Source organism: Salipiger mucosus DSM 16094 (genome assembly GCF_000442255.1).
GTDB lineage: Bacteria > Pseudomonadota > Alphaproteobacteria > Rhodobacterales > Rhodobacteraceae > Salipiger > Salipiger mucosus.
Genome location: NZ_KE557278.1, coordinates 119,660 through 144,804 on the forward strand (window position 1 = coordinate 119,660; position 25,145 = coordinate 144,804).

The 25,145-nt window shown below is 69.5% G+C and carries 20 protein-coding genes; 12 read left to right on the top strand and 8 right to left on the bottom strand.

The features are described from left to right. Nucleotides 1–128: 128 nt before the first annotated feature. From SALMUC_RS16205 to SALMUC_RS16220, 4 genes are read left to right on the top strand one after another with little or no spacing between them, the layout of a single operon-like run. Nucleotides 129–779: a CerR family C-terminal domain-containing protein gene (locus SALMUC_RS16205; protein WP_020038552.1), complete on the top strand. Its 651-nt coding sequence runs from the start codon at nucleotides 129–131 to the stop codon at nucleotides 777–779. Then, a complete protein-coding gene (locus tag SALMUC_RS16210) occupies nucleotides 776–1,726 on the top strand; it encodes an HlyD family secretion protein (protein ID WP_020038551.1) in 951 nt (316 codons plus the stop codon). The genes SALMUC_RS16205 and SALMUC_RS16210 overlap by 4 nt, the downstream gene beginning before the upstream one ends. Further along, on the top strand, nucleotides 1,723–2,646 hold the full coding sequence (locus tag SALMUC_RS16215; protein ID WP_020038550.1) for an ABC transporter ATP-binding protein: 924 nt from the start codon (nucleotides 1,723–1,725) through the stop codon (nucleotides 2,644–2,646). Before SALMUC_RS16210 ends, SALMUC_RS16215 begins: the two co-directional genes overlap by 4 nt. Continuing rightward, on the top strand, nucleotides 2,643–3,764 hold the full coding sequence (locus SALMUC_RS16220) for an ABC transporter permease (RefSeq protein WP_020038549.1): 1,122 nt from the start codon (nucleotides 2,643–2,645) through the stop codon (nucleotides 3,762–3,764). Before SALMUC_RS16215 ends, SALMUC_RS16220 begins: the two co-directional genes overlap by 4 nt. 39 nt (nucleotides 3,765–3,803) lie before the next feature. On the opposite strand, the gene SALMUC_RS16225 is transcribed toward SALMUC_RS16220, so the two are convergent. The 3 genes from SALMUC_RS16225 to xylF form a co-directional block, all read right to left on the bottom strand. Continuing rightward, entirely contained in the window at nucleotides 3,804–4,568 is a 765-nt protein-coding gene (locus SALMUC_RS16225; protein WP_020038548.1) for an ATP-binding cassette domain-containing protein, read from the bottom strand. Further along, nucleotides 4,568–5,860: a sugar ABC transporter permease gene (locus tag SALMUC_RS16230; RefSeq protein WP_020038547.1), complete on the bottom strand. Its 1,293-nt coding sequence runs from the start codon at nucleotides 5,858–5,860 to the stop codon at nucleotides 4,568–4,570. The genes SALMUC_RS16225 and SALMUC_RS16230 overlap by 1 nt, the downstream gene beginning before the upstream one ends. Before the next feature lie 68 nt (nucleotides 5,861–5,928). After that, nucleotides 5,929–6,963 (bottom strand): D-xylose ABC transporter substrate-binding protein, encoded by a 1,035-nt coding sequence (gene xylF, locus SALMUC_RS16235; protein ID WP_020038546.1) that lies wholly within the window; start codon nucleotides 6,961–6,963, stop codon nucleotides 5,929–5,931. Nucleotides 6,964–7,160: 197 nt separating this feature from the next. Here xylF and SALMUC_RS16240 point away from each other — a divergent pair, with 197 nt between their 5' ends. After that, nucleotides 7,161–8,426, top strand: a complete 1,266-nt coding sequence (locus SALMUC_RS16240; RefSeq protein WP_020038545.1) for an ROK family transcriptional regulator — start codon at nucleotides 7,161–7,163, stop codon at nucleotides 8,424–8,426. Then, on the top strand, nucleotides 8,423–9,931 hold the full coding sequence (locus SALMUC_RS16245) for a CRTAC1 family protein (RefSeq protein WP_020038544.1): 1,509 nt from the start codon (nucleotides 8,423–8,425) through the stop codon (nucleotides 9,929–9,931). Before SALMUC_RS16240 ends, SALMUC_RS16245 begins: the two co-directional genes overlap by 4 nt. A gap of 3 nt (nucleotides 9,932–9,934) precedes the next feature. Here SALMUC_RS16245 and SALMUC_RS16250 read toward each other — a convergent pair whose 3' ends face one another. After that, nucleotides 9,935–11,266, bottom strand: coding sequence for a cytochrome-c peroxidase (locus SALMUC_RS16250; RefSeq protein WP_051155928.1), 1,332 nt, complete (start codon nucleotides 11,264–11,266; stop codon nucleotides 9,935–9,937). A 142-nt stretch (nucleotides 11,267–11,408) separates the two neighbouring features. Further along, nucleotides 11,409–11,852, bottom strand: coding sequence for a c-type cytochrome (locus SALMUC_RS16255; RefSeq protein ID WP_021120518.1), 444 nt, complete (start codon nucleotides 11,850–11,852; stop codon nucleotides 11,409–11,411). A gap of 225 nt (nucleotides 11,853–12,077) precedes the next feature. On the opposite strand from SALMUC_RS16255, the gene nagA reads away from it, so the two are divergent. Further along, complete coding sequence (gene nagA, locus SALMUC_RS16260; RefSeq protein ID WP_084514016.1) at nucleotides 12,078–13,241, top strand: N-acetylglucosamine-6-phosphate deacetylase; 1,164 nt, start codon at nucleotides 12,078–12,080, stop codon at nucleotides 13,239–13,241. Here the strand turns inward: nagA and SALMUC_RS16265 are convergent. After that, nucleotides 13,238–13,849 carry a TetR/AcrR family transcriptional regulator gene (locus SALMUC_RS16265; protein WP_020038540.1) on the bottom strand — a complete coding sequence of 204 codons (612 nt, stop codon included), beginning with the start codon at nucleotides 13,847–13,849 and terminating at the stop codon, nucleotides 13,238–13,240. The genes nagA and SALMUC_RS16265 overlap by 4 nt on opposite strands. Before the next feature lie 213 nt (nucleotides 13,850–14,062). Between SALMUC_RS16265 and SALMUC_RS16270 the strand changes: the two genes are divergently transcribed. The 4 genes from SALMUC_RS16270 (at nucleotide 14,063) to pheT (ending at nucleotide 21,950) form a co-directional block, all read left to right on the top strand. Next, on the top strand, nucleotides 14,063–15,229 hold the full coding sequence (locus tag SALMUC_RS16270) for an efflux RND transporter periplasmic adaptor subunit (protein WP_021120519.1): 1,167 nt from the start codon (nucleotides 14,063–14,065) through the stop codon (nucleotides 15,227–15,229). A 22-nt stretch (nucleotides 15,230–15,251) separates the two neighbouring features. Continuing rightward, the gene (locus tag SALMUC_RS16275) at nucleotides 15,252–18,401 is read left to right on the top strand and encodes an efflux RND transporter permease subunit (protein ID WP_020038538.1); all 3,150 of its coding nucleotides are present in this window, start codon (nucleotides 15,252–15,254) and stop codon (nucleotides 18,399–18,401) included. A 110-nt stretch (nucleotides 18,402–18,511) separates the two neighbouring features. Next, nucleotides 18,512–19,384: an MBL fold metallo-hydrolase gene (locus tag SALMUC_RS16280; RefSeq protein WP_020038537.1), complete on the top strand. Its 873-nt coding sequence runs from the start codon at nucleotides 18,512–18,514 to the stop codon at nucleotides 19,382–19,384. 169 nt (nucleotides 19,385–19,553) lie between these two features. Continuing rightward, nucleotides 19,554–21,950, top strand: a complete 2,397-nt coding sequence (gene pheT, locus SALMUC_RS16285) for a phenylalanine--tRNA ligase subunit beta (RefSeq protein WP_020038536.1) — start codon at nucleotides 19,554–19,556, stop codon at nucleotides 21,948–21,950. A 24-nt stretch (nucleotides 21,951–21,974) separates the two neighbouring features. On the opposite strand, the gene SALMUC_RS16290 is transcribed toward pheT, so the two are convergent. After that, nucleotides 21,975–22,316, bottom strand: coding sequence for a carboxymuconolactone decarboxylase family protein (locus SALMUC_RS16290; RefSeq protein WP_020038535.1), 342 nt, complete (start codon nucleotides 22,314–22,316; stop codon nucleotides 21,975–21,977). A gap of 222 nt (nucleotides 22,317–22,538) precedes the next feature. After that, a complete protein-coding gene (locus SALMUC_RS16295; RefSeq protein WP_020038534.1) occupies nucleotides 22,539–24,227 on the bottom strand; it encodes an acyl-CoA dehydrogenase family protein in 1,689 nt (562 codons plus the stop codon). A 147-nt stretch (nucleotides 24,228–24,374) separates the two neighbouring features. On the opposite strand from SALMUC_RS16295, the gene SALMUC_RS16300 reads away from it, so the two are divergent. Further along, on the top strand, nucleotides 24,375–25,145 hold the full coding sequence (locus tag SALMUC_RS16300) for a sulfite exporter TauE/SafE family protein (protein ID WP_021120520.1): 771 nt from the start codon (nucleotides 24,375–24,377) through the stop codon (nucleotides 25,143–25,145).

Here is a 25,145-nt window from a genome sequence, read left to right on the forward strand (position 1 = left end):
TCAAAAGCTTGGGAATTTTCCGCCCATGTGGCGCCGGTCAGACCGTTCGTCAGTATGGCCGGGCAGTGCCGCCGGTTCATGACACTTCGCGCTTTCGCGAATCTTGATCATTTGTTTAAATCGATCGTATGAATGAAGCGACCTCCACCCTCCGCGACCCCGAGGCCACCCGCGACCGGCTGATCCGGGCCGGCTTCCAGCTCTTCGGGGCCGAAGGCTATGCCGCCGTCACCACGCGGCGCCTCGCCGCGCAGGCGGGCACGAACGTCGCGGCCATCGGTTATCACTTCGGCGGCAAGTCCGGCCTGCACGAGGCCTGCGCCCACGCGCTGGCCAGCAGTATCTCGCAAGTCGTCGGCCCGCCACGCGACCACGGCGACGTGGCTCCCTCCGAGGCACGCCGCCGGCTCGAGACCATGCTGCGCGACCTCGCGCATTTCCTCACCGAGAGCCGCGAGGCGCAGGACATGGTGGGCTTCCTGCTGCGCGAGATGGCGGGCTCCGAGGCAACCGTCGACTTGCTCTACGGCGCCTTCATCGGCCCCAAGCACCGCGAGCTCTGCGCGCTCTGGGGCGCGGCGACGGGACAGGACCCCGAAAGCGAAGAGGTGCGCCTCGCGGTCTTCGCGGTGCTCGGGCAGGTGGTCTATTTCCGCATCGCGCAGCCCTTCGTTCTGCGCCGCATGGACTGGGACGCGATCGGCCCGGACGAGGGCCTGCGCATCGCGGACGTGCTCGCCGATCACCTGCAGGCCGCACTGGACAGGGGCAGCCGATGACTGATTTCCTCTGTGCCCTGCCGCTCGCCGTCGCGTTGTTCTCGACCTGCGCGCCGCCCGCGCCGCTCGCTACCGGCTATGCCGAGGGCGAGTTCACGCTCGTCGCGCCCGTCGCCACGGCGCAGATCCAGTCCGTCGCCGTGGCGCGCGGCGACCGGGTCGTGGCGGGTGAGACGCTCGTGCAGATGGAGCGCCGGGACGCCGAGATCGCGCTCGCGCAGGCCGAGGCGGCGCTGGCCAAGGCGGAAAGCGAGCTGCTGGACCTGCAGGAGGGCAAGCGCCCGGCCGAGATCCGGGTGATCGAGGCCTCGCTCGCCTCGGCCCGCGCCCAGGCCGAAGAGGCGCGCCGCACCCGCGACCGTATGGAGAGCCTCGCCGCACGCGGGGCCGCGACCCGGAGCCAGGCGGATGACGCCGAGACCGCCGCAAAGGTGGCCGAGGCGCAGGTCGCCCAGATCGAGGCCGAGCTCGCCGCCGCCCGGCTGCCCGCCCGCGGGCAGGCCATCGCCGCCGCCAAGGCCGCCCGCGACGGGGCCGAGGCCGCGCGCGACCAGGCGCGCTGGAACCTCGACCAGCGCAGCCTGCGCGCACCCGCCGACGGCCGGGTCTTCGACGTGATCCGCACCCCGGGAGAGATCGCGGGCCCCTCGGCGCCGGTCCTCTCGCTGCTGCCCGACGGCGCGGTCAAGCTTCGGCTCTACCTGCCCGAGACGGCCTTCTCGCAGGTCGAGGTGGGCAGCGCCCTCACGGTGGGCTGCGACGGCTGCCCGGAGGGCTTGGCGGCCCGCGTGACCTATATCTCGGACGCGGCCGAGTTCACGCCGCCGGTGATCTACTCGCTCGAGAACCGGCAGAAGCTGGTTTACCTCGTCGAGGCGCAGCCCGCGCCGGGTTCGGGGCTGAAGCCCGGGCAGATCGTCGACGTCTCGCTCGCGGCAGCGCCATGAGCGCGCCCGCGATCCGCGTCGAGCACCTGACCAAGCGCTTCGGCGACCGGACCGTGGTCGATGACGTCTCGCTCGAGGTCGGCACGGGCGAGATCGCGGGCTTTCTCGGCCCCAACGGGTCGGGCAAGACCACGACGATCCGGCTCATGTGCGGGCTGCTGGAGCCCGATGGCGGCTCGGGCCGGGTGCTGGGCCACGACATCCTGCGCGAGCGCGGGGCGATCAAGCGCCGGGTCGGCTACATGACCCAGCGCTTTTCCTTCTACGAGGATCTCACGATCCGCGAGAATCTCGACTTCGTCGCCGGGCTCTACGGCATGCGCAACCGCCGCGCCGTGGTCTCGGACACGCTCCATGACCTCGGGTTGCACGCCCGGCGCGACCAGCTTGCCGGTGCCCTCTCGGGCGGCTGGAAGCAGCGCCTCGCGCTGGCTGCCTGCGTCATGCACAAGCCCGACCTGCTGATGCTGGACGAGCCCACCGCCGGCGTCGATCCCAAGGCGCGGCGCGATTTCTGGGACGAGATCCACCGCCTCGCGGCCGAGGGGCTGACGGTGCTGGTCTCGACTCACTACATGGACGAGGCCGAGCGCTGTCACCGGATCAACTACCTGTCCTACGGCAAGCTCGTGGCGCGCGGCACCGTGGCCGAGGTGGTGCGCGACGCGGGCCTCACCACGGTGATCCTCGAAGGGCAGGGGACCGCCCAGGCCGCGCGGCTGCTGCGCGGCCAGCCGGGCGTCGAGCAGATCGCGCCCTTCGGCAATTCGCTGCATGTCGTCGGGCGCGACGGTGCAGCGCTGCGCGACACCGCGCGTCGCGTGGCCGGGCAAAGCGGCACCCGCATGACCGAGGCCGAGACCTCGCTGGAGGATGTCTTCATCCAGTTGATGGGTGACGCACAGGACAACATGGCATGAGGCGGCTCCTCTCGCTCACCCGGCTCTGGACGCTGATCGTCAAGGAATCGATCCAGATGCGGCGCGACCGCATGACCTTCGGCATGATGATCGGCATTCCGCTGGTGCAGCTCGTGCTCTTCGGCTTCGCCATCAACACCGACCCGCGCGACCTGCCCGCCGCGCTTGTGTCCCCGACGCAGGACCGCTTCACCCGCGCCATGGTCTCGGCGCTGGAACTCACGGGCTACTACCGCTTCGTCGCCCCCGACGCGACGGCCGCCGAGGCCGAGGCGATGATCTCGCGCGGGGACGTGGTCTTCGTCGTCACGGTGCCCTCGGACTTCGGCCGACGCGTCGAGAAGGGGGCCGAGCCGTCGATCCTGATCGAGGCCGACGCCACCGACCCCTCGGTCGCCTCCGGCGCGATCTCGACCCTCGGCACCGTGGCACAGGAGGCGCTGCGCCGCGAGAGCGGCGTCTCGGTGCCCGCGCCGCCGCTCAACGTCGTCGTGCACCGGCGCTACAACCCCGAGGGCGTCACCCAGTACAACATCGTGCCCGGCCTGCTGGGGGTGATCCTGCAGCTCACGATGGTCATGATGACCGCCATGGCGCTCACCCGCGAGACCGAGCGCGGCACAATGGAGACGTTGCTCTCGATGCCCGCGACGCCGCTCGAGATCATGCTGGGCAAGGTGGTGCCCTACCTTGCCGTGGGCGCAGTGCAGGTGGCGGTGGTGCTGATCTCGGCCAAGGCGCTGTTCTCCATCCCGATGGTGGGGGCGCTCTCGGTGATCCTTGCCGGGGTCTTTCTTTTCGTGCTGGCGCTGGTGATCCTGGGCTACCTGATCTCGACCGTGGCGCGCACGCAGATGCAGGCCATGCAGATGACCTTCTTCTTCTTCCTGCCGTCGCTGATGCTCTCGGGGTTCATGTTCCCCTTCCGGGGCATGCCCGGCTGGGCGCAGGCGCTGGGCGAGGTCTTTCCGCTGACGCATTTCCTGCGCCTCATCCGCTCGGTGATGCTCAAGGGGGCGGATGCGGCGACCGTGTCGCAGTCCTTCGTCGCGCTCACGATCTTCGTGCTGGTGCTTTCGGGCGCGGCGCTGCTGCGCTTCCGCCGCACGCTGGACTGACCCGCGCCACCCGAGGGGGCGGCGCGGGAGAGGGGGCCCTCAGGCCGCGAGATGCTCCGGCGTCTTGCCGGCGATGATCATGGCGAGCAGGTCGTCGGTGGTGACCTCGTCCACGTTCACCACGCCCACCAGCGCGCCGTTCTTCATCACCGCCGCGCGGTCGCAGAGCGCCTTGACCTGGTGCACGTCGTGGTCGATCAGGAAGATGCCCAGCCCCTGGCGCTTCAGTTCCTGGATCAGCTCGGCCACCATGCGCGTCTCCTGCGGACCCAGCGCCGCCGTTGGTTCGTCCATGATCAGGATCTTGGCCTGGAAGTAGACCGCCCGCGCGATGGCCACCGACTGCCGCTGCCCGCCCGACAACGCCGAGACAGGCGAGGCGAACTTGCGGAAGTTGGGGTTGAGCCGCGCCATGATCTTGCGCGTCTCGGCCTCCATCGCGGCATCGTCCATGAACCCCGTCGGCGTGGTGATCTCGCGGCCGAGGAACAGGTTCGAGGCGGCGTCGAGATTGTCGGCCAGCGCGAGCGTCTGGTAGATCGTCTCGATGTTGTAGCGCCGCGCGTCGCGGGGGTTGTTGATCGTGGCCTTGCTGCCGTTGACATGCACCTCGCCGTCGTCCTGCTGGTAGGCGCCCGAGAGGCACTTGATCAGCGTCGACTTGCCCGCGCCGTTGTGGCCCAGGAGGCCCACGACTTCGCCGGGGTAGAGATCGAGGCTGACGTGGTCGACGGCCTTGATGCCGCCGAAGGCGATCGAGATGTCGCGCATCTCGACCAGGGGCGTTCCGCTGCGATCCACCATCACGAACCTCCCGTGCGCTTGCGGTAGATGATGTCGACAAGCACGGCGAGCACCAGCACGGCGCCGACGACGATGTTCTGGAAGGGGGCGTCCACGCCCACCATGGCCATGCCCGACTGCAGCGACTGCATGATGAGCGCGCCCAGGATGGCGCCGTAGATCGTGCCCACGCCGCCCGAGAGCGCGGTGCCGCCGATCACCGCCGCCGCGATGACGCGCAGCTCGTCCAGCGTGCCGATGTCGTTCGAATGGAACGACAGCCGGGCCGAGGCCACGAGACCCGCCAGCGCGCAGAGCGTGCCCATGATGGCGAAGACCTTGACCGTCAGCAGGCGGGTGTTGATGCCCGAAAGCTCGGCCGCGTCGGGGTTGCCGCCGGTGGCGAAGATGTAGCGCCCCAGCCGCGTGCGCCGCGCGACCACCGTCATGACGACGGCGATGGCGATCAGCAGCAGCACGGAGTAGGGCACGCCGTAGCCGGCGGTATAACCCTCGGGCATGGTCTCGCCCCGCGCCTCGAAGGTGCGTTCCAGCACGCGGCCGGGCACCTCGTAGGCGTTCAGGATCGCGACGAAGCCCAGGATCAGCACCGCCGAGACGACCATGAGCGCGACCTCCGCCCAGACCGGCTTGACCGGGAAGTCGTGCGAGATCCGCGCGCGCCGGGCCTGCCAGATCGCGACGCAGGACGCGGCCACGCCGATCAGCCCGACGATCCAGCTGCCGGTTTCGCCCATGGTGCCGCCGATGCCGCCCAGCAACTGGAAGTTCTCGTCCAGCGGGCCGATGGTCTGGCCGCTGGTCAGGTACCAGGCGACGTTGCGCCAGACCAGAAGGCCGCCCAGCGTCACGATGAAGGCGGGGATCGTCAGGTAGCCGACCAGCCAGCCGTGGAAGGCGCCGATCAGCGCGCCGGTCAGCAGCCCCACGATGATCGCGACCGGCGCGATCAGGGGGTTGCCGTAGTCCAGCCCCATGCCGGGCAGAAGCTGCGTCTGCGTGATCGCCATCATGGCCGAACAGGTGGCCAGCAGCGAGCCGACGCTCAGGTCGATGTGGCGGGTGACGATCACGAAGACCATGCCCGTGGCCATGATCGCCACGCTGACCGTCTGGATCGTCAGGTTGAAGATGTTGCGCGATGTCAGGAAGCGCCCATCCGTGAGGATGTTGAACATCAGGCAGACCACGACGAAGGCACCGACCATGCCCAGCAGGCGGGTGTCGATCTCGAGTGTCTGGAAGATGTTCCTGCGACCGGACGGGTTGTCGGTTGCGCTGGCCTCGGCCATGGCGTGACCTCTGGTGCTGAAGTGGGGGCGGACCCCGGCGCCCGGCCGGGGTCCGCGGGATCAGGCGATCAGTTGCAGGGCGAGGGACCGTCGGTCACGCCCTGGCAGAGCGCGTCCTGCGAGATCCAGCCGGCATCGACCACGGTGTCGAGGTTGTCCCGGGTGACCGGCACCGGCTCGAGGAACTCGGCCCAGAGCGTCGTGCCGCCCGGCGAGGTCCACTCCTGCGCGCCTTCCAGCTCGCGCATGTCGGTGCCCTCGGCCATGGCGACGGCGATCTCGCCGGCGCGGCGGCCCAGGTCGCGGGCGTCCTTCCAGACCGAGACGGTCTGCGTGCCGCGCGCGATGCGGTTCAGCGCCGCGTGGTCGCCGTCCTGCCCCGAGACCGGGATGCCGTCCATGCCCTGCGCGGTCAGCGCCGCCACGGCGCCGCCGGCGGTGCCGTCGTTCGAGGCGACCACCGCGTCGACGTTGTTGTCGTTCGCGGTCAGGATCTGTTCCATGTTGCGCTGCGCGTTGGCCGGCAGCCACTGGTCGGTATAGGCCTCGCCGACGATGGTGATGTCGCCTGCGTCGATGGCGTCCTGCAGGATCTCCTGCTGGCCGCCGCGCAGGAAGTCGGCGTTGGGATCGGTGGGCGAGCCCTTGATCATCACGTAGTTGCCCTCGGGCTGCGCCTCGAGCACCGCGCGGGCCTGCATGCGGCCGACCTCGATGTTGTCGAAGGTCAGGTAGAAGGCGCGGGGGTCCTCGATCAGGCGGTCATAGCCCACCACCGGGATACCCTCGTTGGCGGCCTGCTGGACCGCCGGAATGATCGCCTGGCTGTCCTGCGCCAGGATGATGAGCGCGTCGGCGCCCTGGCTGATGAGCGATTCCACGTCCGACAGCTGCTTGGACGAGGACGACTGCGCATCCGCCGAGATGTAGCTTGCGCCGGCCTCTTCCAGCGCCGACTGGATCGCGGCCTCGTCCGTCTTCCAGCGCTCTTCCTGGAAGTTCGACCAGCTCACGCCGATGACCGGGCCGTCCTGCGCCAGCACGGGCGAAGTCAGGCACGTGGCCGAGAGCGCTGCCGCGAGCAGCGTGCGTCTTTTCATCATGTAATCCTCCCTGAGTCGCCCCGGGTCTCCTCACCCGGGTCTGCTGGCATCTTGCCGTATTTAATTCGTCTGTCAAATTTAATCTTTGCCATTCTGCCCGATATCAAGCTAACATCGGGTCATGCTGCGGATGCGAAGCGCATGTGCGGCAGGGTGTTGGTTGATTTGCCGCAGAATAAGTTCGGAGAGAAAATGAAATGAGCGCGGATGCCCGCCCCGGCCCGATGACACGCTGCGGTCCCCTGATCGTGGACAACGCCTCGGTGGCGCGGCCGCTCAAGGTCCAGATCTTCGACTATATCCGCGCCACCGGCCCGGTCTCGCGGGCGCGGGCGGCCAAGGCGCTGGGCATCTCGCCGGGCACCGTCTCGACCATGACCGCCGAACTGATCGAGGCCGGCGTGCTGCGCGAGGCGCCGGTCGCGCGCGATCCGGGCGACGTGGTGCGCGGGCGCCCGCCCGTGGGCCTCGCCGTCCGGCCCGAGGCCTTCTGCGTCGCGGGGATCAAGCTCTCGGACCGCGAACGCACGGGCATCCTCGTGGATTTCGCGGGAGGGCAACTCGCGGCGGTGCGTCACGCGGTGACTCCGGGCAGCATGAACCCCGACACCCAGATCGCCGCCATCGACGAGATGCTCGACACGATGGTGCGCGACGCGGGGCTCGACCGCGCCGACGTCGCCGCGCTGGGCCTCGGCATCCCGGGCTTCGTGGACCACGCCCGCGGGCGGGTCGCCTGGTCGCCGGTGCTGGCGGGGCGCGATGTCGACATGGCGCCGCGCGCCTCCGAGCGGTTGGGTCTGCCCGTGACCATCGACAACGATGCCAACCTCGTGGCCTTGGCCGAACTCTGGTTCGGAAAGGGCCGCGACAAGCAGGATTTCGCGGTCATCACCATCGAGCACGGCCTCGGCATGGGCGTGGTGCTGAACCACGGGCTCTTCCGCGGCTCCAAGGGGCTGGGGCTCGAACTGGGCCACACCAAGGTGCACCTCGGCGGCGCGCTCTGCCGCTGCGGGCAGCGCGGCTGTCTCGAGGCCTATGTCGCCGACTATGCCTTGGCGCGGGAGGCGACCGCCGCGCTCAACGTCGGGACCGAGCGTCTGCCCGAGATCCCCGATGTGATCGAGAGCCTGCACCGCGCCGCCAAGGACGGAAGCGAGGCCGCGGCATCGGTTTTTCGGCAGGCCGGGCGCTACCTCGCGGCGGGGCTTGCGAACGTGGTCAACCTCTTCGATCCGACGCTCATCATCATCTCCGGCGACCGCATGCGCTATGACTGGCTCCAGCCCGAGGACCTGCGCGCCGAGATGCGCGCCTATGCCATCGACGAGGGCCAGACCATGCCGCCGCTCGAACTGCACGAGTGGGGCGACCTGCTCTGGGCGCACGGCGCGGCGGCGCTGGCGCTTTCGCTGGTGACCCAGACCGAGCTGGGCGCCGCGCAGGAGGCAGTCGCATGAAGCCCGCGCTCGCCCTCGCGCTCCTGCTGCCCGCCGCCGCCACGGCCGAGCCCCGCTTCGCCCTGCAGCCCGATGCCTTGCCGGTCGAACACGTCTACTCCGGCGGGTGGGAACACTACGTCGGCGGCGGCGTCGCGGTTCTCGACTGCAACGGCGACGCCCGGCCCGACGTGCTCGCCGCCGGCGGCACCGAACCTGCGCGGCTCTTCGTCAACGAAACGAAAGGGCCGGGGGCGCCGCTGCGCTTCCGCGACGGGGGGCTTGCCGGGATGACCGGGGTGACCGGGGCCTATCCGCTCGACATCGACGGCGACGGGGCGCTCGACCTCGCCGTGCTGCGCGTGGGCGCCAACCGCCTGCTGCGCGGTGACGGCGCCTGCGGCTTTTCCGGCGCGACCCGGGACTGGGGCTTCGACGGCGGCGCGGCCTGGTCCACCGCTTTCGCGGCCACCTGGGAGCCGGGCAACACCCGCCCGACGCTCGCGATCGGCAACTACGTCGACCGCGAGGACCCCGACGGCCCCTTCGGCGCCTGCGACGACAACGCGCTTCATCGCCCAGAGGGCGACAGCTACGGCCAGCCCCTCACGCTCTCGCCGGGTTACTGCGCGCTTTCGATGCTGATCTCGGACTGGCAGCGCAGCGGCACGCCCGAGCTGCGGATCTCGAACGACCGGCACTACTACATCCGCGGCGGCTACGAGGAGATGTGGCGCCTCGACCCGCTGGCGCCGCGCACCGAGGCCGACGGCTGGAAGAAGGTCTCGCTCTGGGGCATGGGCATTGCCAGCGCAGACATCACCGGCGACGGCCGCCCCGAGGTCATGCTGACCTCGATGGGCGACCAGCTGCTGCAGTTCAACGAGGGCGACGCCTGGCGCAACGCGCCCTACGAGGTCGGCGCGGCGGCCCAGCGGCCCTATTCCGGGGACGACGGCCGCCCCTCGACCGGCTGGCACGCCGAGTTCGGAGATGTCGACAACGACGGGCGGCTCGATCTCTTCATCGCCAAGGGCAACGTCGACCAGATGCCTTCCAACGCCATGCGCGATCCGAACAACCTGCTGATGCAGGCCCCTGACGGCACCTTTTCCGAGGCCGGCGGCGCGGCGGGCATCGGCGACGACGCCCGATCACGGGGCGCGGCGCTGGCGGATTTCGACGGCGACGGACGGCTCGATCTCGTGGTCAACAACCGCCGCGCGCCATTGCGGATCTGGCGCAACGAGACGCCCGATACCGGCCAATGGCTCGCGGTCGAGCCCCGTGCGCCTGCGCCAAACACCCGGGCCGTCGGCGCCTGGGTCGAGCTGCGCACGCCCCAGGGCCTGCAAAGCCGCGAGGTCACCGTCGGTGGCGGTCACGCGGGCGGGCAGGCGGGCCCGGTGCACTTCGGCCTCGGCCCGCACGAAGAAGCCGAGCTGCGGGTGATCTGGCCCGACGGCACCTCCACCGGCTGGCAGGCTGCGAAGACCGGGCAGGTGCTGCGCGTCTCGCGCGACTGACGGCTAGCGGTCGACCGGCAGGCCCGAGGGCACGCTCTGGGGCACGCCCAGCCGCCCCGAGAGCGAGGCCTCGTCGGTCAGCGCCGCCATGAAGGCCATGAGCGCATCGAGGTCCGCCTCCGACAGCGGATGCGCCGGCTGCGTGACCGCCGCGGCGATGGCGCCGCGTTCCTCGGCGTTCTCCATCACCGCCCAGTCCGCCGCCAGCCCCTCGACCTGCGGCAGCACTGCTTGGCGTTCGTAGGCGTCAAGCCCGGCCACCGGGTCGGCATGGTCGCGGAGGAAGGCCCGCAGGTCGTCGTGCCCGCCCGCGTGCCCCCAGGGCCCGGTCCGCGTCACGTTGCGCAGCATCGGCGTGCGAAAGGCATGGGCATCGGCCTCGTGCCCCGTCACGCGCATGCGGCCCAGGTCGCGCTGGTGCGTCTCGAAGCTCTCGGCCTTGCCCGGCCCCAGCTGCGGCGCGGCCATGGCGTGAAAGCCGTGATCCGACAGCAGGGGACCGGAATGGCAGGCGGCGCAGCCCGCCTCGCCGTAGAACAGCGCCATCCCCTCGAGCGCCGCGCCGGTCAGCGGTGCCTCGCCGCGAAGGTGACGGTCGAAGGCGCTGTCGTCGGCGCGCCATTCCAGCGCCATGAAGGCCGCGATGGCGTTGGAAATGTCGGTGAATCCGATCTCGTCCGGCGTCTCGATCCAGGGATAGGCCTCACGCACCATTTCGACATAGGCGGGCACGGCGGCCACGCGCCGCGCGATCAGGTCCCAGGCGCCGCCGGGGCCGGTCAGGCGCCCCTGTCGCACGGCCTTCGAGACGTCGTTCTCCTGGTAGTGGCCCGCCATCTCGTCCGGCGAGAGCACGGGGAACATGGTCTGCGCGGACAGGATACCCGAGAAGCCGGGGATCATCGCGTCCTCGAGCGGCGTGCGGAAGCCCGAGGGGCGGCTGCGGTCGATCTCGATACGTCCGTCGGCGAAGAGCGCCTTGAGGTCCGCGTGCCCCACGTTGAAAAGCGGCGGCGCGTTGCGCGGGATGCGCTGCTCTGGCGGGTTGTCGGGGTCGGCGTGCCGGTCGGGGCCCAGCCCGATGCCACCGTCGCCCAGCCCCAGCGAGACCCCGTCGCCGGTGGCAAAGCGCGGGTGGTGGCAGCTCGCGCAGGAAACGCTGCGGTTGCCCGACAGGATCGGATCGTAGAACAACATCTGGCCCAGCCGCGCCTCGGCGCGGTCGACCGGCATGAAATCCATCGGGTCGAGCGGATCGGGCGGCCCGGCAAGGGCCGTCGCCGCGCAGAGCGCGAGGCTGGCGGTCAGGCACCCGCGCGATGTCATGCGGCGCATCATGGCGCGAGTTAAGCAGCCCGGATGTCTCCGGGCAAGCGCGCGCTGGCGATGTCGGGGGGCATGGTGTGCGGACGCCCGGCGGGACCGGCCGCCAATCAGGGTCGCGCCGCGCGGCGCGACCCGGCGGATCGCGTCGCGATCACATGTCGCCGTCGGGGCCGACCGAGACGAGATAGGCCCAGAGGTCCGGCGCGTCGTCTTCGCGGCGCAGCTGGAACGACATGTTGCTGCGGCCGCTGTCGGTCTCCGCCGCCTCGTGCAGGAAGCCGGTCGGGTCCTGGATGTAGCCGGTGAAGCTTTCCTCGTCCCATTCCAGCCCGGCTTCGCCTGCCGCGACCATAAGGTCGGAATAGCGGAAGTCCTCGACCGTGCCGGCAGTACGTCCGGCCACGCCGTAGAGGTTCGGCCCGGTCTGGCCGCCGCGCACGATGGTCTCGTCGGGGCTTTCGATCATGTGGCAGCTGCGGCACTGGCGGAAGGCGCGTTCGCCTGCCTCGGCGTCGCCGCTGGGTGCGTGGCTCTCGGCGAGGGCCGGCCCGGCGAGGGCGATTGCTGCAAGGGCTGGGATAAGTCTCGATGTCATGTGATCCTCCCGATCTGCATCTGTGAACATTCCTGGCGGGCTTTCCGCCCCTGAAAGGTAGCGGCCGCTCGCGGAGGTCAACATCCGTCGCGCGGGCCGTGTCGTGTTGTCCCACAGGCCCCACGGCGCCGCCACGCCGCGACTGCGCTCTGCGTCACTATGCCATGCGCGGTTGCGCCGCCGCGCCGGAGCGTTGATAGCTTGGGCGGCAACAGGGGCAAGGCGATGACCGGCCAGGACATCATCATCGAGGCGGAGCGGCTTTACGACGGCACGGGTGCCGCGCCCCGGCACGACGTGGCCGTGCACCTGAGGGATGGCCGGATCGTCGCGCTGGGCTCTCCCGGCGACGGCGGCGCGCGGCCGGTGCTGCGCGTGCCGGTGCTCGCGCCGGGCTTCGTCGACCTGCAGATCAACGGCGCCGCCGATGCGCAGTTCAACGATGCGCCCGACGTGGCCACCCTGCGTACCATGGCCGCCGGGGCCGCGCGTGGCGGCACGTCATGGCTGCTGCCGACCTTCATCACCGCGCCGGGCCGCGCCTATGCCTCCGCGCTCGACGCCACCCGCGACGCCATCGCGCAGGAGGTGCCCGGCATCCTGGGGCTGCACCTCGAGGGCCCCTTCCTCAGCCCGCGCCGTCCCGGCATCCATCCGGCCGACGCGATCCGGCGCCCCGATGCCGAGGACCTCGCCCGGCTCTGCCAGGCGCCGCCGGGCGCCGGGCTGATCACGCTCGCGCCCGAGGAAGTCGGGCCTGAGGTCGTCTCGCGCCTGGCAAAGGCCGGCTGGACCGTCTTTGCCGGCCACAGCGAGGCCGGCTTCGACACGCTGCGCGGGGCCGCAGAGGCCGGCCTCTCGGGCGCCACGCATCTTTACAACGCCATGTCCCAGATGACGCCGCGCGAGCCGGGGCTGGTGGGCGCCGCGCTGGGCGGGCTGGTGCGCCACGCGGGCATCATCGCCGACGGACACCACGTTCACCCCGCGAACCTCTCGCTGGCGGCCCGCACCATGCCGGACCGGCTTTGCCTCGTGACCGATGCCATGCTCACGCTCGAGGGCACGCGCGACAGTTTCGAGATTGGTGGAAAGCGCGTGTTCCTGCGCGCGGGCCGGCTCGTGGATGACGCGGGCACGCTGGGCGGCGCGCACCTGTCGATGATCGAGGCGGTGCGCAACATGATCGACCTCGCCGGCCTGCGCCCGGAAGAGGCGATCCGCATGGCGACCGACACGCCCGCACGCGCGCTCGGCCGCGACGACATCGGCCGCATCGCGCCGGGCCGCCGCGCGGGGCTCGTGGTGCTGAGTCGCGATCTGGAGGTGCTGGGCACGCTCACCGACGGCACCCCGGTCTCGGGCGGCGCCTTCGAGGGCCTGCGCTAGGCCGGGTCGCGCCGCCGCGTGCCGTCGAGGAAGATCCGGATCGCGCGGTCCCGGCGCACCGGATGCTCGTCCATGTCGCGCTCGGCCACCGCCGTGTCCAGCAGCTTGCGGATGCCGTTGCCCAGGACCATGTCCACCAGCATCGTCGCGGCGTGGTCCAGCTCCTCCTCGCCCAGCGTCAGCTCGCCCGCGGAGACGCCCTCGGCCAGTTCCGCGCGCACCAGCCCGATCACGCGCGACTGTCCCTCTTCGCCGATCCGCCGCGCCAGGTCGGGATAGGTATGCGCCTTGGCGATCACCACCCGCAGGATCTCGAGCGTCGTCCCCGCGAGGTAGGGCAGCGGGTTGATCGTCAGGATCAGCTGCAGCCGCTCCTCCAGCGTGCCGCCCCGGTCCTCCGAGGCCAGCGGCCGGAACAGCCACTCGCTCACCCGTGCCAGGCTCGCGCCCAGAAGCTGCTCGCGGCTCGGGAACATGCCGTAGAGCGTGCGCTTGGACATGCCCGCGTGCCGGGCGATGTCGGCCATCGTCACCTCTTCGAGCGGCGCCCGCGCCAGCAGGTCCATCGTCGCGTCCAGCACGATGGATTCGCGCTGCGCGCGGTCCATCTGCAATGGCCGGCCGCGGCGCCGCGGCTCGCAACAGGCGTGCCCCGCCTCCTTTGATGAGTCATTCGCCAAAGCGGCGGTCTCCCACGAAGATGTGCATATACGCAGTGCACCTGCAGCATCCTTCAACTTTACAAAACCTGCCAGTTTCCATAATGCGACTCAAGACCCCAACGGCCGTGCGCCGCCATTCCTTCCACCCGGAGCAGATTCATGCCGAAATCTCTTTCCATGTCGTCGTTGGTCCGGCTCGTCCTGGCCATCGGTCTCTTCTCGGCGCCGGCGCTGGCCCAGCAGCAGGGCGGCGAGGCGCCGCCCACTGCCGTCACCGTCGTGACCCTCGAAGCATCTGATGTCACCCTGACCTCGACCCTGCCGGGCCGGGTTGCCGCCTCGGGCGTGGCCGAGGTGCGTCCGCAGGTCAGCGGCATCATCACCGAGCGCCTTTTCGAGGAGGGCCGCCCGGTCGAGAGGGGCGATCCGCTCTACCGCATCGACGCCGCCACCTACGAGGCCCAGAAAGCCGCTGCCGAGGCCTCGCTGACGCAGGCCGAGGCCCAGCTACGCGCCGCGCGGCGCGAGGAAGAGCGCCAGACCGAGCTGCGCGACCGCAACGTGACCAGCCAGCAGAACCTCGATGACGCCATCGCGGCCCGCGACAGCGCCGAGGCCGCCGTGCAGGTCGCCCGCGCCAACCTGCTCTCGGCCGAGATCGACCTCGAACGCACCACGATCACCGCGCCGATCTCGGGCGTCGCCGGCCTCAGCCAGGCGACCCAGGGCGCGCTGGTGACCGCCGGGCAGGCGACCGCGCTCACGGTGATCCGCGATCTCGACCCGGTCTACGTCGACGTGACGCAGTCGGCCGCCGAGATACTTTCGTGGCGCCGCTCCGGGCAGGAACTGGCGGGCGACGGCGACGCGATGGTGACGCTGACGCTGGCCGACGGCATCGACTACGACCACACCGGACGCCTCGCCGCCGCCGAGCCGCACGTCAACGAGCAGACCGGCGTCGTCGTGCTGCGGCTCGAGTTCCCCAACCCGGAAGGCTTCCTGCTGCCAGGCATGTATACCCAGGTGCAGGTGCCGCAGGGCATCGTCGAGAACGCCATCCTCGTCCCGCAGGAAGGCGTGACCCGCGACCGGCGCGGCCGGCCCGTGGCCATGGTGGTCAACGGCGAGAACGTCGTCGAGAGCCGCCAACTGACCGTGCGCAGCGACCGTGGGGCGGACTGGGTGGTCACCGGCGGCGTCGCGCCCGGCGACCGGGTGATCGTGGCCGGCCTCCAGAAGGTCTCTCCGGACATGACCGTCACCCCGGAGGAACGCGGGCCCGAGGGCACCGACACCGCCGACGCAACGCCCGCCACCGAATAGGCGCAGACCGGAGAGTCCCGAAATGGCACGTTTCTTCATCGACCGCCCGGTCTTCGCCTGGGTGATCTCGATCCTCATCATGGGGGTCGGCCTGCTGTCGATCCTCACGCTGCCCGTCGCGCAGTATCCCCAGATCGCGCCGCCCTCGGTGCGGGTCTCGGCGCAGTATCCCGGCGCCTCGGCGCAGACCGTGGCCAATACCGTCACCCAGATCATCGAACAGCAGATGACCGGGCTCGACGGGATGCGCTACATGTCGTCGTCGTCGACCTCGGCGGGCACGGCCTCGATCACGCTGACCTTCGAAAGCGGCACCGATGCCGACGTGGCGCAGGTGCAGGTGCAGAACAAGCTCAGCCAGGCCACCCCGCTGCTGCCCGAGACGGTGCAGCGGCAGGGGGTCGTGGTTGAAAAGGCCTCATCCTCCTTCTTCATGGTGATCGGCCTGATCTCCGAGGACGGCCGGCTCGAGCAGGCGGACCTCTCGGACTACCTCAACTCCAACCTCGTCGACGAATTCGCCCGGATCGAGGGTGTCGGCGGGGCGCAGGTCTTCGGCGCGCAATACGCCATGCGGATCTGGCTCGACCCCTCCAAGCTCTCGGCCTTCGAGATGACGCCCTCCGACGTGGTGGCCGCCGTCTCGGCGCAGAACGCCCAGATCTCGGCGGGCTCCTTCGGCTCGCTCCCCGCGCCCGAGGGCCAGCAGCTCAACGCGACGATCACCGCGCAGTCGCTGCTCTCGACGCCCGAGGACTTCCGCAACATCGTGCTGCGCTCCGAGACCGACGGCGGTCTCGTGCTGCTGCAGGACGTGGCACGGGTCGAGATCGGGGCCGAGAACTACTCGACCATCGCGCGTTACAACGGCCAGCCCGCGTCGGGCATGGCGCTGAACCTGGCGTCCGGGGCCAACGCGCTGGACACCGCCGAGCGGGTCAAGGAGCGGATCGAGGAATACTCGGAGTTCTTCCCCGAGGGCGTCGACTACGTCATTCCCTATGACACCACGCCCTTCATCGAGATCTCGATCCACGAGGTGCAGAAGACGCTGATCGAGGCCATCATCCTGGTGTTCTTCGTGATGCTGCTCTTCCTGCAGAACCTGCGGGCGACGCTGATCCCGACGCTGGCCGTGCCGGTCGTGATCCTCGGCACATTCGCGATCCTCGGGGTGGCGGGCTTCACCATCAACACGCTGACCATGCTCGCCATGGTGCTGGCCATCGGCCTGCTGGTGGACGACGCCATCGTCGTGGTCGAGAACGTCGAACGCATCATGGAGGAAGAGGGGCTCGGTCCGCGCGAGGCGACGCGCAAGTCGATGGGCCAGATCACCGGCGCCCTCATCGGCATCGCGCTGGTGCTCTCGGCGGTCTTCGTGCCCATGGCCTTCTTCCCGGGGTCCACGGGCGTCATCTATCGCCAGTTCTCGATCACCATCGTCTCGGCCATGGCCCTGTCCGTGGTGGTCGCCCTGACGCTGACACCGGCGCTCTGCGCGACCATGCTCAAGGCCAAGGACGTCAACCACACCAAGCGCGGCCCCTTCGGCTGGTTCAACAAGGGCTTCGATGGCACCACCCGCGGCTACGGCGGCGCGGTGGGCTACCTCATCAAGCGGCCGCTGCGCATCCTCGTGATCTACCTCGCGCTGGGCGGCGGCATGGTCTGGCTGTTCAACAACACGCCCACCGGCTTCCTGCCGGACGAGGACCAGGGCATCCTGATGACCCTGATCCAGGGCCCCACGGGCGCCACCGCCGAGCGCACGCTCGACGTGGTCGAACAGGTCGAGGCGCACTTCAACGAGAACGAAACCGAGAACGTGGAATCGGTCTTCGGCGTGGTGGGCTTCTCCTTCGCGGGGCAGGGGCAGAACATGGGCCTCGCCTTCGTCCGCCTGAAGGACTGGGACGAGCGTCCGCGCCCCGACCAGAGCGTGCAGGCCGTGGCCGGCCGGGCCTACGGGGCCTTCAGCCAGATCCGCGACGCGCAGGTCTTCCCCATCGTGCCGCCCTCGGTGATCGAGCTCGGCAACGTCTCGGGCTTCGACTTCTACCTGCAGGCGCCCGGGGGGCAGACCCACGAGCAGCTCCTGTCAGCGCGCAACCAGCTTCTGGGCCTGGCCTCGCAGAGCGATCTTATCGCGTCGGTGAGACCCTCGGGGCTCGAGGATGCCGCGCAGTTCAACCTCGACATCGACTGGCGCGCGGCCGGGGCGGTGGGCGTCACGCCCACCAACGTCGGCAACGTGCTCTCGATCGCCTGGGCCGGGCAGTACGTGAACGACTTCAACGACAACGGCCGGATCAAGCGCGTCTACGTGCAGGGCGAGCCGGACAGCCGTGCTACGCCCTCGGACCTCCAGAAGTGGCGGGTGCGCAACGCCTCGGGTGACCTGGTGCCCTTCGCCAACTTCACCACCGAGGGCTGGGAATACGGTCCGCAGGGCCTGCGGCGCTACAACGGCGTGCCCTCGATGCAGATCCAGGGCTCGCCCGTCCCGGGCGTCACCACCGGCGAGGCCATGGCCGAGATGGAGCGGCTCGTCTCGCAGCTTCCGCCCGGCTACTCGCTGGCCTGGACCGGCCTTTCGCTCGAGGAGCGCGACTCCGGCGGCCAGGCGCCGCTGCTCTACGCGCTCTCGCTCGCGGCGGTCTTCCTCTGCCTCGCGGCGCTCTACGAAAGCTGGGCGATTCCCTTCGCGGTGATGCTCGCCATGCCGATCGGCGTGCTGGGCACCATGGGCGCGGCCTACTGGTTCGGCTTCCAGAACGGCGTCTTCTTCCAGGTGGGCCTGCTCACCGTGATCGGCCTGACGGGCAAGAACGCCATCCTGATCGTCGAGTTCGCACGCGACCGTTTCGAGGCGGGCGAGGACCTCTACCTCGCGGTCAGGGAGGCGGCCAAGCAGCGTTTCCGCCCGATCATCATGACCTCGCTCGCCTTCTCGCTGGGCGTGGTGCCGCTGGCGCTTTCGACCGGCGCCGGCGCGGGTGGCCGGACGGCGGTGGGCTTTGCCGTGCTCGGCGGGACCATCACCGGCACGGTGCTGGGCGTGCTCTTCGTGCCGCTCTTCTTCGTGCTGGTGCAGCAGGTCTTCGGCCGCAAGCGCATCAAGGCGCAGAAGGGCGTGACCGCAGACGACCTCGAGGCAAAGCCGACATGACGGCGGAACATATTTCATGTCTTGAATGTTAAGTTCCGAGGCCCGATGTTTCGGGCAAGGCGCGGCCCTGCGGGGCCGCGCTTCACGAGCAAGACAGAAAGAGGACAGAGATGACCCATAGCCCCACCGTCAAGAGCTTCTGGGACGAGGCCACCGGAAGCTGGCAGTACGTCTTCCATGATCCCGCGACCATGAAGGGCGCCGTCGTCGACCCGGTGCTGGACTTCGACCCGCAGAGCGGCGCGACCTCCACGCGCAACGCGCAGCTTATCCTCGACTACGTGATCGAGACCGGCATCGACGTGGACTGGATCCTCGACACCCACCCCCACGCCGACCACTTCTCGGCCGCGCTCTGGCTGCAGGACAAGCTCGGCGGCCAGCGCTGCATCGGCGAAAAGGTCACGGGCGTGCAGGAGCTGTGGAAGGGGATCTACAACTTCGGCGACGAGCACGCGAGCGATGGCAGCCAGTGGGACCGGCTCTTCGCCGAGGGCGACGAGTTCATGGTCGGCGAGATCCCGGTGAAGGTGCTGTTCTCGCCGGGGCACACGCTGGCCTCGATCACCTATGTCGCGGGCGACGCGGCCTTCGTGCACGACACCTTCATGATGCCCGACAAGGGCACCACCCGGGCCGATTTCCCGGGCGGGGACTCCGCGCAGCTCTACAACTCGCTGATGGAGATCCTGGCGCTGCCCGACGAGACGCGGCTCTATGTCGGCCACGACTACCCCGAGGGGCGCGAGGCCCAGTGCTGCGCCACCGTGGCCGAGCACAAGGCGCAGAACGTCCACCTCAAGGACGGCCCCACGGTCGAGGAATACCAGAAGGTGCGCGACGGCCGCGACGCGACGCTCGCGCTGCCCGACCGGATGCTCGCGGCGCTGCAGGTCAACGCCTTCGGCACGCGCCTGCCCGAGCCCGAGAGCAACGGCAAGCGCTACCTCAAGATCCCGCTCGACCAGTTCGAGGCGCGCTGAGCGCCGGGCAGGGGGCTCCGGCCCCCGCCGGGATCACCATCCGTGCATGGCGGCGCCCCGGGCAGCACCCGGCGGCGCCGCCGTCGCGTTCCGGGGGGCGGCCCCTTTCCCCCCGCAGCGCATTCGGCTAAGGGTCCCGCGCACGCATCATCAACCCGGACGCCGACAGATGAAATTCACGCTTTCCTGGCTGAAAGAGCACCTCGACACCACCGCCTCCGTCGACGAGATCGCCGAGGCGCTGACCGATCTGGGACTCGAGGTCGAAGGGGTCGAGAACCCCGCCGACCGCCTGTCGGCCTTTACCATCGGCAAGGTGCTGGCCGCCGAGAAGCACCCCGATGCCGACAAGCTCAAGGTCTGCACCGTCGAGACCGACGAGGGCGAAAGCCAGATCATCTGCGGCGCCCCCAATGCGCGGCAGGGCATCACCGTCGTGGTGGCCAAGCCCGGCACCTACGTGCCCGGCATCGACACCACCATCCAGGTCGGCAAGATCCGCGGCATCGAGAGCTTCGGCATGATGTGTTCCGAGCGCGAGATGGAGCTTTCGGACGAACACAACGGCATCATCGAGCTGCCCTCGGGCGAGGTTGGCCAACGGTTCACCGATTGGCTGGCCGAGAACGACCCCGCGAAGGTCGACCCGGTGATCGAGATCGCCATCACCCCGAACCGCCCCGACGCGCTGGGCGTGCACGGCGTGGCACGCGACCTCGCGGCGCGTGGCCTCGGCACGCTCAAGCCGCTCGAGGAGGTCACCGTGCCCGGCAGCTTCGCCTCGCCGGTCTCGGTCACCATCGACGACGACACGCGCGAGGCCTGCCCGGTCTTCTACGGCCGGGTCATCCGCGGCGTGAAGAACGGTCCCTCGCCGCAGTGGCTCCAGGACCGGCTCAAGGCCATCGGCCTGCGCCCGATCTCCTTCCTCGTGGACGTGACCAACTTCTTCACATTCGACCGCAATCGCCCGCTGCATGTCTTCGACGCCGCGAAGGTGCAGGGCGACCTGCGCGTGCACCTGTCGCAGGGTGGCGAGACGCTCGAGGCGCTGGACGAACGCACCTATACGCTCGCGCCCGGCATGGTCGTGATCTCCGACGAGACCGGCCCTGAAAGCCTCGGCGGCATCATGGGCGGCGAGCCGACGGGCGTTGCCGACGACACCGTCGACGTGGTCCTCGAGGCGGCCTATTTCGATCCGGTCCGCACGGCCCACACCGGCCGCGCGCTCAAGATCAATTCCGACGCGCGCTACCGCTTCGAGCGCGGCATCGACCCCACCTCGGCCGCGCAGGGGATCGAGGCGGCGACCCGAATGATCCTCGACATCGCGGGCGGAGAGGCCTCCGAGGTCGTCGTGGCGGGCGAGGCCCCCGATCCCTCGCGCGCCTACAAACTCGACCCGGCACGGGTGATCTCGCTCGTGGGCATGGAGATCCCCGAGGCCGAGCAGCGCGCGACGCTCGAGGCGCTTGGCTTCACGCTCGAGGGCGACATGGCGACGGTGCCCAGCTGGCGCCCGGACGTGATGGGTCCGGCCGACCTTGTCGAGGAGGTGGCCCGCATCGCCTCGCTCACCAAGCTGCGCGGCCAGCCGATGCCGCGCGCGCAGGTCGGCGTGCCGCGCCCGATCCTCTCGCCGCAGCAAAAGCGCGAGCAGATCGCGCGGCGCACGGCGGCGACGCTGGGCTACAACGAGTGCGTGACCTACAGCTTCATCGACAAGGCCTCGGCCACGCTCTTCGGCGGCGGTGACGACGCGACGATGCTCGCCAACCCGATCAGCTCGGAAATGAGCCACATGCGCCCGGCGCTCCTGCCCGGCCTGCTGCAGGCCGCTGCCCGCAACCAGGCGCGCGGCATCGCCGATCTCGCGCTCTTCGAGGTCGGCCCCGCCTTCGCCGGCGGCGAGCCGGGCGAGCAGCACCTGCAGGTCTCCGGCGTCCTCGTCGGCCGCACCGGGCCCAAGGACGTGCACGGCGTCTCGCGGCCCGTCGACCTCTTCGACGCCAAGGCCGACGCCGAGGCGCTGCTCTCGGCCATCGGCGCGCCCGCGAAGATGCAGATCCTGCGCAACGGCGCCGACTGGTGGCACCCCGGCCGCCACGGCGTCTTCTGCCTGGGCCCCAAGAAGGCGCTGGGCGTCTTCGGCGAGCTTCACCCCCGCGTGCTGGACGCGCTGGGCGTCAAGGGTCCGGCGGTGGGCTTCACCATCTGGCCCGCCGAGGTGCCGCTGCCGCGCAAGGCCGGCGCCTCGCGCGGGGCGCTGACGCTCGCGGACCTGCAGGCGGTCGAGCGTGACTTCGCCTTCGTGGTCGACGCCGACGTGCAGGCACTGGATCTCGTGAACGCGGCGGCGGGCGCCGACAAGGCCCTGATCGAGGACGTGCGCGTCTTCGACGAGTTCGTCGGCGGCAGCCTGGGCGAGGGCAAGAAGTCGCTCGCCATAACTGTACGGTTGCAGCCTACGGCTCGTACATTGAAGGAACAGGACATCGAGGCCGTCGCGGCCAAGATCGTCGAGAAAGTGGGCAAGGCCACCGGCGGCAGCCTGCGCGGCTGACCGCCGTTGGCCGGCGCCGGGGCCTCAGGCCCCGGCCGTCAGCTCGTCGAAGGCCGCCAGCGCCTTCGAGGCATAGCTGAGCCCCGGACCGCCGGCCATCTGCACCGCGGTGCCCAGCACATCGACCAGTTCCTCGCGGCTGGCGCCCTGCCGGATCAGCGCCTTGACGTGGGCGAGGATGCAGCCCTCGCAGCGGATGGCGACGGAAATCCCCAGCGCCACGAATTCTTTCTGCTTTGCGCTCAATGCGTTGTCGGCGGATGCGGCCTTCTCGAGCGACATGAAACCGGCGAAGGTGTCCGGCATCGCCTTGCGCAGCTCGCGCATGTGGGTGGCGTTGCGGGCGAGGTCGTCCTTGAAGCTCATGGCTCTCTCTATTCGATAACCTGCATGCGTAAGACCATGCCGGTCGCGCATGAACCTTGATCGAGATCAGGAGAGGGCCGCAAGGCGGCTCTGCGTTCCGGTGCTGGCGGGCGTGGAAAGATTCTTCGTCCGAAACGTGTTCGGCGCCACCGCGGGCGCCTGGAAATTTCGCAGGGAATTCAGGGAGGTGGAGCGCCCTTGCCGGGCGCTCCGGGTCTTGTGTCAGCCCAGAAGGCGGCGGGCGATGACCTGGGCCTGGATCTCGGCGGCGCCCTCGAAGATGTTGAGGATCCGTGCATCGCACAGGATCCGGCTCACCGCGTATTCCAGCGCGAACCCGTTGCCGCCGTGGATCTGCAGCGCGTTGTCGGCATTGGCCCAGGCCACGCGGGCGCCCAGCAGCTTGGCCATGCCGGCCTCGAGGTCGCAGCGGATGCCCTCGTCCTTCTCGCGGGCCGAGAAATAGGTCAGCTGCCGTGCCACCATGATCTCGACCGCCATCATGGCAAGCTTGCCCGAGACGCGCGGGAAATCGATCAGCGACTTGCCGAACTGCTTGCGGTCCTGCGCGTACTGCATGCCCACGTCGAGCGCGGATTGCGCCACGCCGATGGCGCGGGCGGCGGTCTGGATGCGGGCAGACTCGAAGGTTTCCATGAGCTGCTTGAAGCCCTTGCCCTCTTCGCCGCCGAGCAGGTTCTCGCCCTTGACCTTGAAGCCGTCGAAGCCGAGCTCGTATTCTTTCATGCCGCGGTAGCCGAGCACCTCGATCTCGCCGCCGGTCATGCCTTCGGTCGGGAAGGGCGCCTCGTCGGTGCCCGGCGTCTTCTCCGCCAGGAACATCGACAGGCCCTTGTAGTTGTCGGTCGACGGATCGGTCCGGGCGAGCAGCGTCATCACATGGGTTCGCGCGGCGTGGGTGATCCAGGTCTTGTTGCCGGTCACGCTGTAGTCGCCGTTCTCGTCCTTTACCGCGCGGGTGCGCAGGCTGCCCAGGTCCGAGCCGGTGTTCGGCTCGGTGAAGACCGCGGTCGGCAGCTTCTCGCCCGTGGCCAGCGCGGGCAGCCATTTCGCCTTCTGCTCGTCGGTGCCGCCCGCGAGGATCAGCTCGGCCGCGATCTCCGAGCGGGTGCCCAGCGAGCCCACGCCGATGTAGCCGCGCGACAGCTCTTCCGAGACCACGCACATGGAAGCCTTGGAGAGGCCAAGACCGCCGAATTCCTCGGGGATGGTCAGGCCGAAGACGCCCATCTCGGCCAGCTCCTCGATGACCTCCATCGGGATCAGTTCGTCCTTGAGGTGCCACTCGTGGGCATGGGGCGCGACCTTGTCGACGGTGTAGCGGCGGAACTGCTCGCGGATCATCTCGAGCTCTTCGTCGAGCCCGCTGCGGCCCACGGTGAGCTCGGCCGAGCGTTCCTGCATCAGCTCGACGAGGCGCGTGCGCGCTGCCTGGGTGTTGCCGCGCTGGGTCAGCGTCATCACGGCGTCGGCCATCAGCCCGCGCATGTCATCCTGGCCGAGGCCCATGTCCTGCAGGCGCACCATCTCGCCCTGGTTCATCTGGATGCCGCCGTAGATCTGCCAGAGGTACTCGCCGAAGGCGATCTGGTGGATCAGCGCCTCGACTTCGCCAAAGCTGCCCTCGTCACGCATGCGCTCGGCCCAGCCCTGCATCTGGCGCAGCGATTCGACGTAGGTCGCGAGCCAGGCCAGACCGTGGGCGGCGAACTGGTTCTGTTCGATCAGCCGGCCCGAGACGCGGCCGTCCTCGCTGACCATCGCGCGCACCGATTGCCGCGCCTTTTCGAGGACTTCTTCGGCGGGGGCGATGGCCTGACCGGTCAGCGCGAGAAGGTCGTCGATCAGGATACCCGTGCCGGGCATCGCGTCCTGTCCGTCGTGAGCCATGAATCACATCCTTGTCCTGTTGCGACGGACATAGTGATTTCGCATGTGCAGCGCAACTTAAATACGCCTATGGCACATATAGCGTTCTAATATTGCGCCGATCATTTTGACGATGCGGCTTGCAGAGAGACCGATTATGAGCCTGCCATGGATACGCTTCTTTCGCTAGTCTCTCCCGGTGCGTTGGTCTTTTCACTGGCGCTCGCCGCGCTTGCGGGGATGGTCAAGGGCATGGTCGGCTTCGCCATGCCGATGATCATGATCTCGGGGCTGGGCTCGGTGCTGCCGCCCGATCTTGCGCTGGCGGGGCTGATCCTGCCCACGCTGTTCAGCAACGCCATGCAGGCCTTCCGGCAGGGGCCTCGCGCGGCACTCGGCTCGCTCAAGCGGTTCCGGCTGCTGCTGGGGGTCGGGCTCGTCTTCCTGCTGCTCTCGTCCCAGCTAGTCCGGATCATGCCCGTCTCGGTGATGCTGGCGCTGATCGGGGGGCCGGTCGCGCTCTTCTGCCTGATGCAGCTCGCCGGGTGGCGGCCGCACCTGAGAAACGGCCCCGCAGCACCGATCGAGGCGGGTGTCGGCGTGGTCGCGGGCTTCATGGGCGGTATGTCCGGGGTCTGGGGGCCGCCGTTCGTCGCCTACCTGACCGCCATCGACACGGAGAAGCGCGAGCAGATCCGCGTGCAAGGCGTTGCCTATGGCCTGGGCGCCGTGGCGCTGACGGTGGCCCATGTCTTTTCGGGCGTTCTGAACGCGCAGACGGTCTGGTTCTCGCTTGCGCTGCTGGTGCCCGCCGTGCTCGCGACCTGGGCCGGCACGCTGGTGCAGGACCGCATCGACCAGGCGCTCTTTCGCAAGCTGACGCTTTTCGTGCTTCTGATCGCAGCGCTCAACCTGCTGCGCCGAGCCTTCTTTGCCTGA